Annotated in this window: 15 protein-coding genes; 5 read left to right on the forward strand and 10 right to left on the reverse strand. The window is 56.7% G+C overall.

Annotation, left to right across the window (positions count from 1 at the left end):
• Positions 1 to 36: 36 nt before the first annotated feature.
• The 4 genes from topA to fadB all read right to left on the reverse strand — a co-directional run bounded on the left by topA (position 37) and on the right by fadB (position 6449).
• Complete coding sequence (topA, locus tag BMZ32_RS00890; protein WP_090238253.1) at positions 37 to 2649, reverse strand: type I DNA topoisomerase; 2613 nt, start codon at positions 2647 to 2649, stop codon at positions 37 to 39.
• 125 nt (positions 2650 to 2774) lie between these two features.
• Positions 2775 to 3011, reverse strand: coding sequence for a DUF1653 domain-containing protein (locus BMZ32_RS00895; RefSeq protein ID WP_090238256.1), 237 nt, complete (start codon positions 3009 to 3011; stop codon positions 2775 to 2777).
• A gap of 84 nt (positions 3012 to 3095) precedes the next feature.
• Complete coding sequence (gene fadA / locus BMZ32_RS00900) at positions 3096 to 4271, reverse strand: acetyl-CoA C-acyltransferase FadA (RefSeq protein ID WP_090238259.1); 1176 nt, start codon at positions 4269 to 4271, stop codon at positions 3096 to 3098.
• Between the two features lie 30 nt (positions 4272 to 4301).
• A complete protein-coding gene (gene fadB / locus BMZ32_RS00905; protein ID WP_090238262.1) occupies positions 4302 to 6449 on the reverse strand; it encodes a fatty acid oxidation complex subunit alpha FadB in 2148 nt (715 codons plus the stop codon).
• A 483-nt stretch (positions 6450 to 6932) separates the two neighbouring features.
• On the opposite strand from fadB, the gene BMZ32_RS00910 reads away from it, so the two are divergent.
• A complete protein-coding gene (locus BMZ32_RS00910; RefSeq protein WP_090238265.1) occupies positions 6933 to 7751 on the forward strand; it encodes a hypothetical protein in 819 nt (272 codons plus the stop codon).
• Between the two features lie 83 nt (positions 7752 to 7834).
• Here the strand turns inward: BMZ32_RS00910 and BMZ32_RS00915 are convergent, their stop codons facing one another.
• Positions 7835 to 8272, reverse strand: coding sequence for a hypothetical protein (locus BMZ32_RS00915; RefSeq protein WP_090238268.1), 438 nt, complete (start codon positions 8270 to 8272; stop codon positions 7835 to 7837).
• An 84-nt stretch (positions 8273 to 8356) separates the two neighbouring features.
• On the opposite strand from BMZ32_RS00915, the gene BMZ32_RS00920 reads away from it, so the two are divergent.
• Positions 8357 to 8797 carry a universal stress protein gene (locus tag BMZ32_RS00920; protein WP_090238272.1) on the forward strand — a complete coding sequence of 147 codons (441 nt, stop codon included), beginning with the start codon at positions 8357 to 8359 and terminating at the stop codon, positions 8795 to 8797.
• A gap of 39 nt (positions 8798 to 8836) precedes the next feature.
• Here the strand turns inward: BMZ32_RS00920 and BMZ32_RS00925 are convergent, their stop codons facing one another.
• Positions 8837 to 9520, reverse strand: a complete 684-nt coding sequence (locus BMZ32_RS00925; protein ID WP_090238275.1) for a DUF6901 family protein — start codon at positions 9518 to 9520, stop codon at positions 8837 to 8839.
• A gap of 64 nt (positions 9521 to 9584) precedes the next feature.
• A complete protein-coding gene (locus tag BMZ32_RS00930; RefSeq protein WP_090241472.1) occupies positions 9585 to 11498 on the reverse strand; it encodes an ATP-binding cassette domain-containing protein in 1914 nt (637 codons plus the stop codon).
• Between the two features lie 373 nt (positions 11499 to 11871).
• Here BMZ32_RS00930 and BMZ32_RS00935 point away from each other — a divergent pair, with 373 nt between their 5' ends.
• Positions 11872 to 13797, forward strand: coding sequence for a transglycosylase SLT domain-containing protein (locus BMZ32_RS00935; RefSeq protein WP_090238278.1), 1926 nt, complete (start codon positions 11872 to 11874; stop codon positions 13795 to 13797).
• 46 nt (positions 13798 to 13843) lie between these two features.
• Here BMZ32_RS00935 and BMZ32_RS00940 read toward each other — a convergent pair whose 3' ends face one another.
• Positions 13844 to 14650: an MOSC domain-containing protein gene (locus BMZ32_RS00940; RefSeq protein ID WP_090238281.1), complete on the reverse strand. Its 807-nt coding sequence runs from the start codon at positions 14648 to 14650 to the stop codon at positions 13844 to 13846.
• Here BMZ32_RS00940 and BMZ32_RS00945 point away from each other — a divergent pair.
• Positions 14649 to 15128: a DUF1499 domain-containing protein gene (locus BMZ32_RS00945; RefSeq protein WP_090238284.1), complete on the forward strand. Its 480-nt coding sequence runs from the start codon at positions 14649 to 14651 to the stop codon at positions 15126 to 15128. The genes BMZ32_RS00940 and BMZ32_RS00945 overlap by 2 nt on opposite strands.
• Positions 15129 to 15150: 22 nt before the next feature.
• On the opposite strand, the gene BMZ32_RS00950 is transcribed toward BMZ32_RS00945, so the two are convergent.
• Positions 15151 to 16086 carry a chemotaxis protein CheV gene (locus BMZ32_RS00950; protein ID WP_090238287.1) on the reverse strand — a complete coding sequence of 312 codons (936 nt, stop codon included), beginning with the start codon at positions 16084 to 16086 and terminating at the stop codon, positions 15151 to 15153.
• Between the two features lie 140 nt (positions 16087 to 16226).
• On the reverse strand, positions 16227 to 17132 hold the full coding sequence (gene yegS / locus BMZ32_RS00955; protein ID WP_090238289.1) for a lipid kinase YegS: 906 nt from the start codon (positions 17130 to 17132) through the stop codon (positions 16227 to 16229).
• A gap of 223 nt (positions 17133 to 17355) precedes the next feature.
• Here yegS and BMZ32_RS00960 point away from each other — a divergent pair, with 223 nt between their 5' ends.
• Positions 17356 to 18054, forward strand: coding sequence for a pirin family protein (locus BMZ32_RS00960; protein WP_090238292.1), 699 nt, complete (start codon positions 17356 to 17358; stop codon positions 18052 to 18054).
• The last annotated feature ends 31 nt before the right edge of the window (positions 18055 to 18085 follow it).

The raw sequence follows: 18085 nt of genomic DNA on the forward strand, positions 1-18085 counted from the left end.
ACGCGCGCCTAACACCGATAGGCGCGCTCAGCAGGATCAGCTGTTCTTATCTTCAACCTTCCACTTACCGCCATCAAAGAACGCACGCCAGCCCGTCGGCTTACCGTCGACTTCCGTCTGCACGTACTGCTCTTGGGTCTTACGGCTATAGCGAATAACCGAAGCGCGGCCTTGCGGATCTTTCTTCGGGGCATCACAAAGGAAGTGATACTTAGGATCGATCTCATCACGATGAGGAATTATTTCCATCACCAGCGGAGCACGCGTTTCACGGTTCTTCGGGAACTGGCTAGCGGCTAAGAACAAGCCCGAGGCGCCATCACGCAAGATGTACGTATCGTTGACCTTCTCGCACTTGAGTTCCGGCATCTTCACCGGATCCATTTTCGGTGGAGCAGCCTCGCCGCTCTTCAGCAGCTTGCGGGTGTTCTTGCACTCGCTATTGGTGCAGCCAAAGAACTTGCCGAAACGCCCGGTCTTCAATTGCATCTGGCTGCCGCACTTATCGCAATCCAGGCTCGGCCCTTCATAGCCCTTGATCCGGTACTGCCCCTGCTCGACCTCATAACCTACGCAATCTGGGTTATTACCGCAGATGTGCAGCTTGCGGGTTTCATCGAGCAGATAGGCATCCATGGCCGTAGAGCAGATCGGGCAACGATGCTTGCCGAGCAACACACGCGACTCAGACTCACCTTCATCGTCAGCGGCTATTTCATCGCCTGGTACCAGATTGACTGTGGCCTTGCAGCGCTCTTTAGGCGGCAACGCATACCCCGAACAACCGAGGAATACACCGGTGGAAGCAGTACGAATAGTCATTGGCCGGGCGCAGTCGCGGCAGGCTATATCAGTCAGCGTAGGTGTGTTGGCACGCATACCGCTTTCACTGTCGCCTGCCACTTCAAGTTTCTTCTTGAAATCGCCATAGAACTCGTCGAGTACATTTTTCCACTCGCGCTCGCCCTGGGCCACATCGTCCAGATTTTCTTCCATGCCGGCTGTAAAACCGTAATCCATTAGATTGGAGAAACTTTCAGATAGACGCTCAGTAACAATATCACCCATTTTTTCGGAGTAGAAGCGGCGGTTGTGCAACGCTACGTAACCACGATCCTGGATGGTACCGATGATCGCCGCGTAAGTTGATGGACGGCCAATACCGCGCTTTTCCATCTCTTTAACCAGGCTGGCTTCCGAGTAACGCGCCGGTGGCTTGGTGAAGTGCTGGCTGGGGTCAAGCTTGACCAGTTTCAGCACTTCGCCCTGATCCATTTCCGGCAACACATCGTCATCGCCCGGCTTGCTTATTTGCGGTAATGCACGGGTATAACCGTCGAACTTGAGGATGCGGCCCTTGGCGCGCAGTTCAAACTGCGCAGCCGTGACGGTCACTGTAGTTGACAGATATTCGGCCGGCGGCATCTGGCAGGCCACAAACTGACGCCAGATCAACTCATACAAGCGCTCTGCATCGCGCTCCATACCGGACAACTGAGTTGGTTTGAGGTTAACGTCGGAGGGGCGAATGGCTTCGTGCGCTTCTTGCGCACCTTCCTTGCTGCTGTAGGCAATTGGGTTAGCGGGCAGGTATTTCTTGCCGAACTCACCTTCAATAAAGTCACGCACCATGCTCACGGCGTCGATCGACAGGTTAGTCGAGTCCGTACGCATGTAGGTGATGTAACCCGCCTCATAAAGACGCTGAGCCATCATCATGGTCTTCTTCACCCCGAAACCCAGGCGATTACTAGCAGCCTGCTGCAGGGTGGAAGTAATAAAGGGCGCCGACGGCTTGCTGCTAGTCGGTTTGTCTTCACGCTTACTGATGATGTAGCTCGACGCTTTCAGCGTGGCCAGAGCAGCCATAGCCTGGGCTTCATTCAGCGGTTTGAAGGCGCTGCCATTCTCACGCGCCACTTCAAAGCGCACATTGGCACCTTTTGCGGAGCCCAAATCAGCGTGCACTTCCCAGTATTCTTCGGGGACAAATGCACGAATCTCTTTCTCACGCTCGACCACCAGTTTGACTGCGACCGACTGCACACGACCGGCAGACAGGCCGCGGGCGATCTTGGCCCATAGCAGCGGCGAGACCATGTAACCCACTACGCGATCGAGGAAACGCCGCGCCTGCTGAGCATTTACACGATTGATGTCCAGCTCGCCCGGCTTAGAAAACGCCTCTTGAATCGCCTTCTTGGTGATTTCGTTGAACACCACGCGCTTATATCGGCTGTCGTCACCACCAATGGATTCGCGCAGGTGCCAGGCAATGGCTTCCCCCTCGCGATCCAAGTCGGTTGCGAGATAGATGGTGTCAGCATCCTTGGCCAAACGGCGCAATTCCTCGACCACCTTCTCTTTGCCCGGAAGGATCTCGTACTTGGCTTTCCAGCCGTGCTCGGGATCAACCCCCATGCGTGCGATCAGCTGACGCTTGGCTTTCTCCTTGGGCGACAACGCCGGCACTTCACCCGTAGCGGCTTTACCACGCTTGACAGGCTCCTTAGCGGTACTTGCCGAGCCACTGGTGGGTAGGTCACGGATGTGGCCGATGCTCGACTTCACCACGTACTCGTTGCCCAAGTACTTGTTGATGGTCTTGGCCTTGGCCGGGGATTCCACGATGACCAGCGATTTGCCCATGGATTGGAAAATTCCTGAAATTCGATAAATAAATGCGGGAGGCGCTGTACTGCCTGCTAGCGCGGCACCGCTATATATAGTGGCGGTCCGGCCGAGGTCAAGCGCAGCAATAGCCCGATGTCAGCTCAAGGCCGATTAAACAGCGTGCTTTCAGCCTGAATCAAAGCAAAGCGTGGCACATTCTTGCCGTCCACCTCAACGCGCTCGCAGAACATCTCCAACGGTCTCACCCATAGCCCAAAATCGCCGTACAGCGCTTGATAAACCACCTGCTGCTCCTGCGTTTCGGAATGCTGGGCCACGCCAAACACTCGGTACTCAGGGCCTTTGTAGTGACGGTAGAGGCCAGGCTGTAACTGCATGGATGAATTCCTTGAAGATTTTTCGCTAAAAACAAAAACCGGGGCACTTGGCCCCGGTTTTCCATCTTCTACATCGAGTAAAACTTAGATGCGTTCGAAGACGGTGGTGATGCCTTGGCCGAGACCTACGCACATGGTCGACACACCGAAGGTGCCGCCATTCTGCTTCATCACGTTAAGCAGGGTACCGGAGATACGCGCACCGGAACAACCGAAGGGGTGACCCAGAGCGATTGCGCCGCCGTGCAGGTTGACCTTCTCTTCCATCTTATCGAGCACTTTCAAGTCCTTCAGCACAGGCAGAGCCTGGGCAGCGAAGGCTTCGTTGAGCTCGAAGAAGTCGATGTCATTGATGGTCAGACCCGCACGCTTGAGGGCTTTATGGGTCGACGGTACTGGACCGTAACCCATGATCGCTGGATCGACACCGGCGACAGCCATGGCGCGAACCACTGCCATTGGCTGAATACCGAGGTCTTGAGCGCGTTGAGCACTCATCACGATCATGCAGGAAGCGCCGTCAGTGATCTGCGAGGACGTACCTGCAGTCACAGTGCCGCCTTTCGGGTTGAACGCAGGCTTCAATGCAGCCAGGCTTGCCAGAGTGGTTTCCGGACGAATGGTTTCGTCGTAGTCGAAGACCTTCAGGAAGCCATTCTCGTCGTAGCCTTGCATCGGGATGATTTCATCCTTGAACTTGCCTTCAACGGTAGCTTTCTGTGCAAGACGGTGCGAACGCTCACCGAAAGCATCCTGCTGCTCGCGGCTGATGCCATGCATCTTGCCAAGCATTTCAGCAGTCAGACCCATCATGCCCGAGGCCTTGGCCGCATAAAGCGACAGGTGCGGGTTTGGATCAACGCCATGCATCATGCCAACGTGGCCCATGTGCTCCACACCACCAACGACGAAGACATCGCCGTTACCGGTCTGAATCGCCTGCACAGCAGTATGCAACGCGCTCATGGATGAACCGCACAAGCGGCTCACAGTCTGGCCAGCAGCAGTGTGCGGGATCTGGGTCATCAGCGACGCCATGCGCGCGATGTTCCAGCCTTGCTCCAGGGTCTGGTTAACGCAGCCCCAAATCACGTCTTCCACTTCAGCCGGATCGACCTTGGTGTTACGTGTCAGCACGCCACTGATCAGATTGGCTGACATGGTTTCGGCACGGGTATTGCGATGCATGCCGCCCTTGGAACGACCCATCGGGGTACGGCCGAAGTCAACGATGACTGCATCTCTAGGATTCAGGCTCATAAATTTACTCTCGCTCTAGTCGTTGCGCGATTAACCGAAAAACTTCTGGCCGTTAGCAGCCATTTCGCGAAGCTTGGCAGTCGGGGTGTACAGCGCGCCTAGCTCGGCATATTTGTCGGCCAGGGCAACGAACTCAGCCACACCGATGGAATCGATGTAACGCAGTGCACCACCGCGGAAGGGCGGGAAGCCAATACCGTAGATAAGACCCATATCGGCCTCAGCAGCGGTATCAACGATGCCATCTTCCAAGCAACGAACAGTTTCCATACACAGCGGGATCATCATCCAATTAATGATGTCTTCGTCGGTGACTTCACGCTGCTCAAAGATGATTGGTTTCAGCACTTCGAGCACAGCTGGATCGGCGACTTTCTTCTGCTTGCCGCGCTTATCCATCTCGTAGGAGTAGAAGCCCTTACCGTTCTTCTGGCCCAGGCGATCGGCTTCGTACAGTGCATCGACTGCCGAGCGACGATCGTCTTTCATACGATCCGGGAAGCCTTCAGCCATGACGTCGCGACCGTGGTGACCGGTGTCGATACCGACCACGTCCATCAGGTACGCTGGGCCCATTGGCCAGCCGAATTTTTCCATGACCTTGTCGATACGTACAAAATCGACGCCTGCGCTGACCAGCTTGGCGAAACCGCCGAAGTAAGGGAACAGCACACGGTTGACCAGGAAGCCTGGGCAATCGTTGACCACAACCGGGGTTTTACCCATCTTCTTGGCGTAGGCAACAGTAGTAGCAACTGCTACTTCGCTGGACTTCTCACCACGAATCACTTCAACCAACGGCATCATGTGTACCGGGTTGAAGAAGTGCATGCCGACGAAGTTTTCCGGGCGCTTGAGAGCCTTGGCTAGCAAGTTGATGGAGATGGTCGAGGTGTTCGAGGCCAGAATTGCATCCTCGCGCACCATGCCTTCCACTTCAGCCAGCACAATCTGCTTAACCTTAGGGTTTTCAACCACGGCTTCGACCACGATATCAACCGCACCGAAATCACCGTAGGACATGGTCGGGCGAATGGCAGTGAGGGCTTCTGCCATCTTCGCCGGGGTCATACGACCTTTAGCAACGCGGCCGCCAAGCAGCTTGGACGCCTCAGCCAGCCCCATTTGGATACCCTCTTCTCGGATATCCTTCATCAGAATCGGAGTGCCCTTGGACGCGGACTGATAGGCAATACCACCGCCCATGATGCCAGCACCGAGAACGGCAGCCAGTTTCACGTCTTTAGCGATTTCGTCGTACTGCTTGGACTTCTTCTTCAGGTCTTGGTCATTCAGGAACAGACCAATCAAGCTTGCAGCAACCGGCGTTTTAGCCAGCTTAACGAAACCAGCAGCTTCGACTTCAAGAGCCTTGTCGCGGCCCATGTTAGCCGCTTTCTGGATGGTCTTAATGGCTTCAACCGGCGCTGGGTAGTTCGGGCCAGCCTGGCCTGCAACGAAACCTTTGGCGGTTTCAAAGCACATCATTTGCTCGATAGCGTTGAGCTTGAGCTTTTCAAGCTTCGGCTGACGCTTAGCCTTGTAGTCCAACTCACCAGAGATGGCACGCTGAACAAGGTCCAGAGCAGCAGCTTGCAGCTTGTCAGCGGCTACAACAGCGTCCACTGCACCCATTTTCAGGGCATCAGCGGCTCGGTTTTCTTTACCGCTGGCAATCCACTCAACCGCGTTATCAGTACCGATGATACGTGGCAGACGCACAGTACCGCCGAAGCCTGGGTAAATACCCAGCTTGACTTCCGGCAGGCCCACTTTGGCGCTTTCGGCCATGACGCGGTAGTCCGCAGCCAGGCACATTTCAAAACCACCGCCCAGAGCGATGCCATTGATCGCGACAACAGTCGGAACATTGAGGTCTTCAAAATCACTGAAAATCTTATTGGCTTCGAGGTTGCCAGCCACCAGTTCTGCATCCGGCAACTTGAAGTTGTCGACGAACTCGGTGATGTCGGCGCCGACGATAAATACGTCCTTGCCACTGGTAACAATCACACCTTTGATCGAACCATCAGCTTTAATCGCATCAACGGATTGACGCAGCTCATTGAGGGTAAGACGGTTGAATTTGTTGACGGATTCACCCTTGAGGTCGAATTTCAATTCGACGATGCCGCTCTCAAGGGCCTTAACCGTGATGGCTTTACCTTCGTAAATCATCAACTGATCTCCACGGTATGGAAGCTGAACAGTACACATCGGCGCCAACCAGCAAGCTACTCCACGGCATGGCCGTAGCAGAGTAACCCCAATCAGCCTGGCACACCCACCGACGCGATATTCGGGTTGTAAGGCGCTGTATTAAGTTAGGCAAACGCTCAATTCATACGCCCGTTTGATTTGGGTGTGCACACCTTCAAGGAAAAGCCATGACTTGTCAATTAGCCTGTTAGGGCTGCATTAGCGTACAAAAAGTTACGCTCAGCCCGACGCTGACACCTTGATAGCTTTGTCGCGAAAAAGTAGCCATTCGCGGCGATATAGAGCTATTCCCGCAATTCTTTGCGTAAAAAAGCGACCCGGCACATGCCTAGCAATCTGATTTAGCTACAGGTACAGTCGTTTCAATACGGCCGCGTTTGTAGCGCCCGTAGCTAAAACAAAAACAATTAAAGCCCGACCAAGGGCGCACGGAGTTTCCTTATGTCGAGCCGCATGCTTGCCATTGCCTTGAGCACTCTGCTAGCAATCACACTCCCCCTGTTCAGCGCCGCCAGCCAAGCTGCAGACACCGCCACCAGCCTACTAAAACTGCATCAGTTGCGCTTAGCCGCGCAAAAAACACTTGGCGACTTTTATATGTTTAACGGCATGGAGGGCGATCAACGCTACTCGCGAATGATTAATGAGTCGCTGAGCGAGGTGAATACTCAACTCAATACGCTGAGAGAAATGCCTGGTGAAGGTTCGAACGCTTTACGCTCACAGCTGGACCAACAATGGAAAGGCTACCAGATCGATCTAAACAACCTGGTTAACGCACTAAAAAGTCAGGGCTATACCGATCTGCAGCCGGTTGCTGATCTCGCGGCACGCAACCAGCAACTCATGAGCCTCAGCCAAGAGCTGTACACCAAGATTCAACAAGAGGGCAGCTACAGCGTACCCACACTGACCCAACACAGCCGTGAGCAAAGCCTGCTGATGCAGGGCATCGCTGTGGATTACGCATCACGCAGCGCTTCGGTGGGTGCCACCTTTATGGGCGGCGGCGATGCCCGACCAATTGAGGATATGGTCAGCGAGTTCGCCAGCAAGATGGCGGCACTGGAGAAAGAGCCGCTGAACACCCCACAACTCAAGCAATCCTGGGGCGAGGTCGCCACCAAGTGGCGCTATATTGAAAAATCGTTGATCAACTACAACGAAAACAGCGTGCCCTTTCTGGTGAACAAGTATTCAAACACCATCATTCAAGGCATCGAACAGATTTCCACTCAGTACGCGGCGACTGATCTCTGATCGCACTACAGCGACCATCTGCACTCGCCCCACCGGCCGGCCTGGCCTTTTACCGCCCAATATTGCACCGGCGTTGGTTAAGATCAGGCTATGGCCTTAAGAAAACCGACAATTTCTTCCAGCGCTGCGCTAGCACCCCGTTCGCCCCAGCAAATCGACAGCATTTGATCAGTCGCCTCGACCTTGAACGCATCAGCCGGCAATGCCTGCAATTGAGCCAACAACGCCTGATCAGTGCAGGGTTCGCGCCATTTATTGACCCACTGCCCCGGTTCCAACTGCCAATAGCACCAGCTATCGGCCTGACCGCGTCGGCGCGGCTGATGATATTGCGGGCACGAATCTGGCGGCTGACGCAGCAGCCAATGCGGCCAGGTCTGCGGCGACAACTGCATCGCAACGCCCATGCGTCGAGCCTGTAAACGCACGTCCATTTGCCCGCGCTGACGTCGTGAAGGCGCCAACCAGGCCAAAGGGCTTAACATTACGCCCAGGAGCAAAACTATAAACCAAGGATTCATATCGTTATCTCGCAGGCAAAAGCCTGTTATATGCATACAAGAAGGCCATACTAAAACCATCGATCCACTTGCAAGGAGCTACCCATGCCCTACCTGCACATTCTTGTCGCTGTCGACCTTACCGAAGAATGCGATCCGGTCATGCACCGAGCGCAGAAGTTAGCTGCTAGCAGCGGCGCCAAATTATCTGTGGTGCATATAGTCGAGCCTATGGCTATGGCCTTTGGCGGTGACGTGCCGATGGATTTGTCGATGCTGCAACAGCAGCAATTCGATCAAGCCCGCGAGCGCTTAGATAAATTTGCCGGCAAGTACCCCGAGCTAGGCGCCGACCAACGCCACTTGGCTTACGGTCAGCCTCGTCAGGAAATTCATCGCCTCGCTGAAGAACAGCAGTGCGACCTGATCATCGTCGGCAGCCACGGCCGCCATGGCCTTGCGTTACTGCTCGGCTCGACCGCTAACGACGTACTGCACGGCGCGCCTTGTGACGTCCTGGCCGTGCGCCTGAAAAAAGCTGATTGATTGGCCCACACGAATAACGCAAGTGCAGCTGTGCTTGCGTTATTCGTTGCCGCGCGACCCCATGACCAACGGACGAATCTTTTGCAGCTGGGTCTCCAGCGAATAGGTCATGCTCGACGCCATGGAAAAGAAGGTCAAAAACGCCTTGAGGTTGGAGTCGCCATCACACGTCGCATGAATGCGCTGCCAGAACGCCTGATTAACCAGCTGCAATTGCTGGAAAATCTCTACCAAACCCTTTAATTGCCAGTCAGGGGCATGCCCCTCGCGCAGGTTGAAATACTGCTGAGTCAGGTACAGCGACACGGCCCGCAGAATGAATTCCTGATTATTGGCGAACGGCAAATGATGCTGCGCCATGGGCTTAAGCTTGCCCAGCAACGGGCAAGCACTGGTCGCCATGATCACCCCAAGCAACGCCCGTAGCCCTTCGTCCAGGCCAACCTGCTTGGTGTACTCACGCTCCGGCGTACGCACCCAAACAGCCGCCCGCTTGAACGCCGGCAGGCCATGGAAGTCCTCAATTACTCGATGCAGATCAACAGCTGCCGGGCAGTGGCTGAAATTATCTTTGCTCAGCGGGCAGTTACTGCACTGCTGATATTCAAGACGCGTCCAGCCCGGAGCGCCTTGCGCAGCTTCTGCCGCATACACCCGGTCCAGCTCAATCCTGTAGCTGAACTGGTGATCGTCGTCGAGAGTAATGCTGTACTCGATGGCCATGACTGTCTCCGCCAGAAGCCTGAAGGTCCTACTTGAGCGTGTGGGCTATTTATTGCCCGCTAGATTAGCCTTCCAGCTCAGCCCAACGTTCAACCAATTGTTCCAGTTGATGCTGCACTGCCTGCAATTGCGCCAGAACCTCAGCGGTCTTTTCCGCTGGCTGCTGATAGAAGATCGGCGAGCCGATCTGCTCCTGCAAGCTGGCAACCTGAGTCTCCAACGCATCGATCTGCCCAGGAATAGCTTCGAGCTCGCGTTGCAGCTTGTAACTCAGCTTTTTCTTGCTCACTTCAGCAGCCACAGGCTCTGCCGCCAACGGTGCAGGAACCACAGCTGAGGCTAGTTCAGGCTTACCCGCCTTGCTTTCGCCGACACCAAGCAAGCGCGGTGAACCGCCCTGGCGTAGCCAATCCTGATAACCACCGACGTATTCGCGCACCTTGCCTTCGCCTTCGAAGACCAGGGTGCTGGTGACTACGTTATCGAGGAAGGCCCGGTCGTGGCTGACCATCAACACAGTGCCAGGGAAGGTCAGTAGCACTTCTTCAAGCAGCTCCAGCGTTTCCACATCGAGGTCGTTGGTTGGTTCGTCCAGCACCAGCAGGTTGGCCGGTTTACTGAAGAGTTTGGCTAACAACAGGCGTGCCCGCTCACCACCGGACAGCGCCTTCACCGGGGTACGTGCACGCTGCGGACTAAACAGGAAGTCGCCTAGGTAGCTCAGCACATGGCGGTTCTGCCCATCGATCTCGATAAAGTCGCGGCCTTCGGCGACGTTATCGATCACAGTTTTTTCTAAATCGAGCTGGTGGCGTAACTGATCAAAATAGGCCACATCGATGCGCGTACCCTCAGTCACCGAACCACTGGTAGGCTGCAAACCGCCGAGCATCAACTTGAGCAGGGTGGTCTTGCCAGTACCGTTTGCACCAAGCAGACCAATACGGTCACCGCGTTGCAGCACCATGGAGAAGTCCTTGATCAGGAACGGCCCGCCCGGATGGGCGAAACTAACGTTCTCTAGGACCATGACCTGCTTGCCGGATTTATCAGCCGTCTCCAGCAGAATATTGGCTTTGCCGGTGCGCTCGCGGCGCTCGCTACGCTCAACGCGCAGGGCTTTAAGGGCTCGTACACGGCCTTCGTTACGGGTGCGGCGTGCCTTGATGCCCTGACGAATCCACACTTCTTCCTGAGCCAAACGTTTGTCGAACAACGCGTTAGCGGTTTCCTCGGCGGCCAGCGTGGCTTCTTTGTGCACCAAGAAACTGGCGTAGTCACCGTTCCAGTCGATCAAGCCACCGCGATCCAACTCGAGAATGCGCGTGGCCAGATTCTGCAGGAAGGAACGGTCGTGGGTGATAAACAGCACCGCGCCCTGAAAATCAGTCAGGGCTTCTTCCAGCCAAGCAATCGCACCGATGTCCAGGTGGTTGGTGGGCTCGTCGAGCAGCAGCAGGTCAGGTTCAGAGACCAGCGCCTGGGCCAGCAGCACGCGGCGACGCCAGCCGCCCGAGAGCTCGGCCAGAGTTTTGTCAGCCGGCAACTGCAAGCGGCTCAGGGTGCTGTCGACCAGTTGCTGCAAGCGCCAGCCGTCGCGGGCTTCAAGGTCCTGCTGGACGTGCATCAATTTATTCAGGTCGTCTTCAGTGACACAGTTCTGCGCCAGGTGGTGATACTGCGCGAGCAGCTCACCGACACCGTCCAGGCCCTGGGCGACCACGTCGAACACCGTGCGGTCGTCTGCAAGCGGCAGCTCCTGCGGTAACTCGCCGATTTTCAACCCAGGTGCGCGCCAGACTGCGCCGTCATCAGCTTTCTGATCACCCTTGACCAACTTCATCATGCTCGACTTGCCGGTGCCGTTACGGCCGATGATGCACACCCGCTCGCCACGGGCGATCTGCCAAGACACCTTGTCCAACAGCGGCATTGCGCCATAGGCCAGGGAAATATCGGTGAACTTGAGCAGGGTCATGGCACGCCTCAACAAAAAACGACGGGTGAAAGCCGGTAAACCGGGGCTGAGCAACGAGCTTCGTTGCACCAAACGTACAGCGGTAACCTGGAACACCCAGAAAATCATCTGCAGATGCCCAAAGCAGCCGCAAAACAGGGCGCGCATTCTAACCGAGAAGCGCGTAGGCCGAGCAGGCAATTTCGCCGGCGGCCATGGTAAATCCCGCGCCAGTCATGTGACAGCCTGGCGGCAAGTGCTCTAGCTAGCATACCTAACCGACCAATAAGCGATTTTGAACGTCGACAATTGCGCGCTGCGCCTTATTGATCCTTCACCCTCGTTAGGCAAACGACTAAGCTAGAGCCATACGCATTATTTGCCTGGAAGTGTCATGCGCGGTCCCCTGTTCAGCCTGTTGTCTTGCCTATTAGTGTTCTCCCTGGGGTTAACTGCGGCGCAGGCCGCTACCCTGGCGCAACAACGTCAGTATTACGACCAAGCCAAAGCCGCACTGGCTAAAGGTGACAAAGAACCTTACCAACGCTACGCCAACGCCCTACGTGACTACCCGCTGGAGCCTTACCTGGCCTATGACGAGCTGACGGCGCGGCTGAAATGGGCAAGCAATGACGAGATTGAAAAATTCCTCGCCGAACACGGCGACCTGCCGCAAATCAGCTGGATGAAGCTGCGTTGGCTGCGTTGGTTGGCTGAGCGGGGTGAATGGCAAACCTTTATTAACTATTACGACCCAGCACTGAATTTTACCGAGCTCGACTGCCTGTATGGCCAATACCAAATGAGCCACGGCATGCGCGCCGAGGGCAACGCCACTGCTGAAAAACTCTGGCTGGTGGGTAAATCGCAGCCCAATGCCTGCGACCCGCTCTTCGAGCGCTGGTCCGCAGAAGGCCAACTCACGGAACAGAAACGCTGGCAGCGCGCCAAACTGGCTGCTGAGGCGCGTAACTATGGCTTGGTCACCCATCTGATCAAGAGCCTGCCGACCCTGGGCAGCCAGGGTAAAAACCTACTGGACGTTGCACAGAAACCTGAGCTGCTAAAACAAACCAGTCGCTTCACCCAAACCGATACAGCAATGGCTGATGTGATCGGCCTCGGCTTGCGCCGCCTGGCGCGCCAGGACCCGGAAAACGCGCTCAACTTGCTTGATCACTATGCCCAGCGCATGAAGTTCTCAAGCGTTGAACAGGTTGCTATCGCCCGAGAAATCGGCCTGACCCTGGCCAAGCGTTTCGATGCACGCGCCTTGCAGGTGATGGCCAAGTACGACCCTGAACTGCGCGATAACACTGTGAGCGAATGGCGCGCACGCCTGCTGCTGCGCTTGGGCCGCTGGGAGGAAGTCAATCAGCTGACCCGCAAGATGCCCGCCGAGCTTGGCAACACCAATCGCTGGCGTTACTGGCAGGCACGCAGCCTGCAACTGGCACAACCCAACAGCCAAAAGCCGAAAGCGCTGTACCAATCGCTGGCCAAGGAGCGCGACTTTTATGGCTTTATGGCCGCCGACCAAGTGCAGGCGCCCTATCAGCTGAAAAACCAACCGTTGGCCCTGAGCCCGCAAACCATCAAGAAAGTGCGTAACTCGGCAGCCATTCGCCGTGCCTTGGAATTCCACGCCCGCGGCCAAGTCGCCGATGGGCGGCGTGAATGGTACAACGTCACTCGCCTGTTCAGCCGCGATGAAATGGTCGCCCAGGCCCGCCTCGCCTTCGAGATGGGCTGGTACTTCCCCGCCATACGCACGATCAGCCAGGCGCAGTATTGGGATGATCTGGATGTGCGCTTCCCCATGGCGCACCGCGAGCAACTAGTGCGCGAGGCGCGTAACCGCGACATTCATTCCAGTTGGATCTTTGCCATCACCCGCCAAGAAAGCGGCTTTATGACCGACGCCAAGTCCGGCGTTGGCGCCATGGGCCTGATGCAGCTGATGCCGGCTACGGCTAAGGAAACCGCCAAACGCTTCGGTATTCCGCTGTCATCGCCACAGCTGGCTTACCGACCAGATGTCAATATTCAACTGGGCGCTGCCTACCTGAGCCAGATCTATGGCCAGTTCAACGGCAATCGCGTACTCGCCTCTGCCGCTTATAACGCCGGCCCGGGTCGCGTACGCCAGTGGCTGCGCGGAGCGGACCATCTGTCGTATGACGTGTGGATCGAGAACATCCCGTTTGATGAAACCCGCCAATATGTGCAGAACGTGCTGTCCTATTCAGTCATCTATGGCGATAAACTCAACGCACCGCAGCCCTTGGTGGCCTGGCACGAGCGTTACTTCGACCAGTAAAGCCCCGTGCACGCTCAACCGCATCGATTGAGCGTGCATTCCCGCCCTACTCCAGCACCTGAACCGGCATATCCAGGCGCAAATGGCCTTCGCCACAGGCGATTAGGTTCTGCCCGAAATACACCTCACCCTCACGCTCACGGTAGGTTTTCAGCGTCGTCAGCGGCTCACGGTCTGCGCTGCGCTCGCCGGTTTGTGGGTCGAGGGTGGTCATGATGCAGCGTGAACAGCCCTTGACCACGCGAAACTCCAGCTCGCCAATGCGAATCCGCTTCCAACTGTCTTCGGCATAAGCCTCGCTGCCACTGACCACTAGATTTGGCCGGAAACGCAGCATCGGCAACGCCTGCCCGACACGTGATGACAAGTCATCCAGCGACGCCTGGCCAATTAGCAACAAGGGGAAGCCATCGGCAAACGCCACCTTGTCGCCTACCTCGGCATAGACCATATCAACCTGCCGTGCGCGCGGCTCAGATACCTGCACCAACCGGCACGCGCGACCAAGCCATTGACTGAGCCACTGCGCCGCTTCATCCCCGGCATCCGGCACCTGCAGGCTGTCGCGCCAGATCGTCACAGCACGCAGCGGCGCATGCTCATCCGGCACTGCAACCTTTAGATCGACCATGCCTGGCGCACACAGCTGCAGCTGTGTGCTGCCCAGCCAGCGCGCCTGCAACTGTGTCATCTGCGCCAGCAACCGCTGAGTAAGGAAGCGTCCTGTTTGCGTATCGACTACCATCCAGCGTCGGTCACCCTGCACGCCCAAGGCGTCCAGGGTCGCTTCATGCAAGGCCTCGCCCGCTGCTGACTTCAGTGGATAACGGTACAACCCGGAGAGATGCAACATGAACCCAGCTTCCCTTTGGCAAAACGCACTTATACGAGTAACCCGCCGCGCTCACAAGCCTGCTCTCGCCTTGCCGCTAGTCCTATTGCTAAGCGCTTGCAGCGGCAGCCCACCGGATAACTTGGGCATTCAGGGCGGCGGCCTAGCCCCCTGCCCGGACTCACCGAACTGCGTAAACAGCCAGGCTAGCGACGCGCAACATGCTATCGAGCCGCTGGCACTGCAAGGCTCCGCCGAGCAAACCCAAGCGCGCCTCAAGGCGTTGATAAGCGATGAGCCGCGGGCATTACTGGTAGAGGAAGCGCCGGGCTATCTTCGCGCGGAGTACAGCAGCGCGCTGATGCGTTTTACCGATGATGTGGAGTTTATGATCGGCACAAACGCAGTGCAGGTGCGCTCGGCGTCACGCTTGGGCTATGCGGATTTTGACGTTAACCGCGAGCGCATTGAGCAACTGCGCCAGCGCCTAAGCGAATAACCCGAGCCTGGCGCACTGCTACTTACTCAGGCGGATGCAGCAGCGCCAGGCGCTCGCACACCACATCCACCAGTTTGTCCGGCTGGAATTTGGAGAGGAAGTTGTCGCAGCCGACCTTCTTCACCATGGCTTCGTTGAAGCTGCCGGACAGCGAGGTATGCAACGCCACGTACAAATCCTTGAGGCGCGGGTCGTTACGGATTTCGGTGGTCAGGCGGTAACCATCCATTTCCGGCATTTCCGCATCGGTAATCACCATCAGCAACTTTTCGGGCACATTAATGCCTTCATCCGCCCAGCCTTTAAGCAGGTTCAAGGCACGCAGGCCATCGCTGGCACAGTGGCACCGAATATCCAGTTGCGCCATGGTGCCCTTGAGCTGACTCATGGCAACAGTGGAGTCATCCACCAGCAACACTTCGCGGCCTCTGGCGAACTCCAACAGCGGCTCAGCCAGTTTTTCCGGAGACACCTTGGTGCTCATTGGGGTGATTTCCGCCAGCACCTTTTCTACGTCTATGACTTCGACAATCTGCTCTTCGACCTTGGTAATCGCCGTCAGGTAATGCTGCCGACCGGCACCGCCCGGTGGCGGCAGGATGGACTCCCAGTTGAGGTTGAGAATACGCTCAACCCCGCCAACCAAGAATGCCTGCACTGAACGGTTGTACTCCGTAACAATAATGGTGCTGCGCTCATCTGGCACGATGGGGCGCATGCCGATGGCCTGAGACAAATCGATAACCGGCAGGGTTTTCCCACGCAGGTTTACCACTCCGCAGACAAACCGGTGGCGCTGCGGCATCAGCGTCAGCTTGGGCATCTGCAGCACTTCTTGCACTTTAAACACGTTAATCGCAAACAGTTGTCGGCCGGCCAGGCGGAACATCAGAATTTCCAGGCGATTCTCGCCCACCAGCTGGGTACGTTGGTTCACTGAGTCGAGAATACCGGCCATCATGCGCTCCTGTTCACTGATCGATTTGGCCTAGTTCAAATGGCCATGCTCTAGTGTATCGGCTATAGGCCACGCATCTAAAGGCAGATGATGCGGCGCCCGCTGCAATAAGTACGCAGCAGAAACTCGCCTAGTGCGACTTAAGCCACCAGTAGCGGCGAACCATTCGGCAAATGCACCCGCAAGGCGGCCGGCAGCGCAACAAAGCGCAATTGACGACTGGTCATCGGCTCGCCATCCAGATTGAGCGATAGGCCTTGCGGTGCGTCGACTTCTAACCAGGCCAGCCGCGCGCTGAGGGCCACACTCTGCAAGCCATTGATGCCCCCCGACAAGAGCGTGCCCAGGGTACCGACCACATCAGCCGCCGCCGGCACAATACACACATCCAGCAAACCATCGTTGACCCGAGCCTGTGGACACAGCACGTGCCCGCCGCCGGCCTGACGCCCATTGCCTATACCGAGGGCGAGAAACTCGCCTTCCCACTGAAAATCCGGCCCGACAAAGCGACCGAACGACGACTGCACTTCGGCAAATCGGCTCAGACCAGTCAGAAAGTACGCCGCGCCGCCGAGAACACGCTTGAGCTCTTCCGAGGTGTTGGCGGTGACGCTACAGCCAAAACCGCCCGTGGCCATATTTAGGAAGAGCTGACCGTCGACTTCGCCTAAATCAATTGGCTGCGCCGGCTCATCGAGTAAGGCCAGCGCCGCCATGGGCGCCAGCGGCACGCCTGCAGCACAAGCAAAATCATTGGCGGTGCCCAGCGGCAACAGCACCAGGCTGGCATTGGTTTTAGCCAACGCCATGGCTTCGGCCACATCCCGCAGGGTGCCATCGCCGCCACCGGCGATCAGTATCGGGTATCCCGCCTGCAATGCTTCATTAGCCAAGCGCTGCGCATCGCCGGCCTCCCAAGTGACGCGTACATCCAGCTGCCAACCCTCTTTGCGGCGCGCTTCAACGGCCGCCCTCACCTCAATATTGAGAGCTTGCTTGCCGTGCAGGATCAACAGCGCTTTACGTTCGTGGACTTCAGGCATCCTTTTCTCCAAGACCCGGGGGACCCCATACATGAAAAGTAGAGACCGTAGCGGCAGCATATTGGTTGCTCACCTGGCTGTCTTCGCCAACAAATATCAAATAAATAGATACTTAAGCTTCAAAATTACGCATTTTTAATCGCTATAGATTATTCGATCATCCTCACACGACACACGAACGCTGCAACTGACCGGCCCAGCGCTATTTAATGAGGATACGCAGATGATCGAAGTACGCCCCTTTGCCGAACTCGGCGGCGCCCATCATGGCTGGCTGAATGCCCGCCATCACTTTTCCTTTGCCGAATACTATGACCGTGCACGTATGAACTGGGGACCATTACGGGTATGGAATGATGATGAGATCGCGCCGCACAGCGGCTTCCCAACGCATCAGCACCGTGACATGGAAATCATCACCTATGTGCGCCAAGGCGCCATTACCCACACTGATAACTTGGGTAATCAGGGCCGCACTGAAGCTGGTGATGTGCAGGTGATGAGCGCCGGAACCGGCATTGCCCACAGCGAATACAACCTAGAAGACACCACCAGCAAGATCTTCCAAATCTGGATTCAACCTAACCAAGCGGGGTTGCCGCCCTCTTGGGGTGCCAAGCCGTTCCCCAAAGGTGAACGCGCCGGCGCCTTTGTCACCCTGGCCAGCGGCTTTGCCGAAGACCAAGACGCGCTGCCGATTCGCGCCCATGCGCGACTGGCCGCTGCCACCTTGCAGGCGGGACAAAGCGCCGAATATCCGGTCGGCGCGACACGCAAAGCTTACCTAGTCGCCGCCAGCGGCAGCATCGAGGTTAACGGCGTTGCGGCGCAGGCCCGTGATGGTGTCGCAGTAAGCGATGTCGAAGTGCTCCGCGTAACGGCCATTGAAGACAGTGAAGTCATCCTGGTGGATGTGGCCTGATCGCCCCTATCAAATCTGGGTAAAGGCTCGC

Origin of the sequence: Pseudomonas guineae, assembly GCF_900113745.1 — a bacterium.
Lineage (GTDB): Bacteria > Pseudomonadota > Gammaproteobacteria > Pseudomonadales > Pseudomonadaceae > Aquipseudomonas > Aquipseudomonas guineae.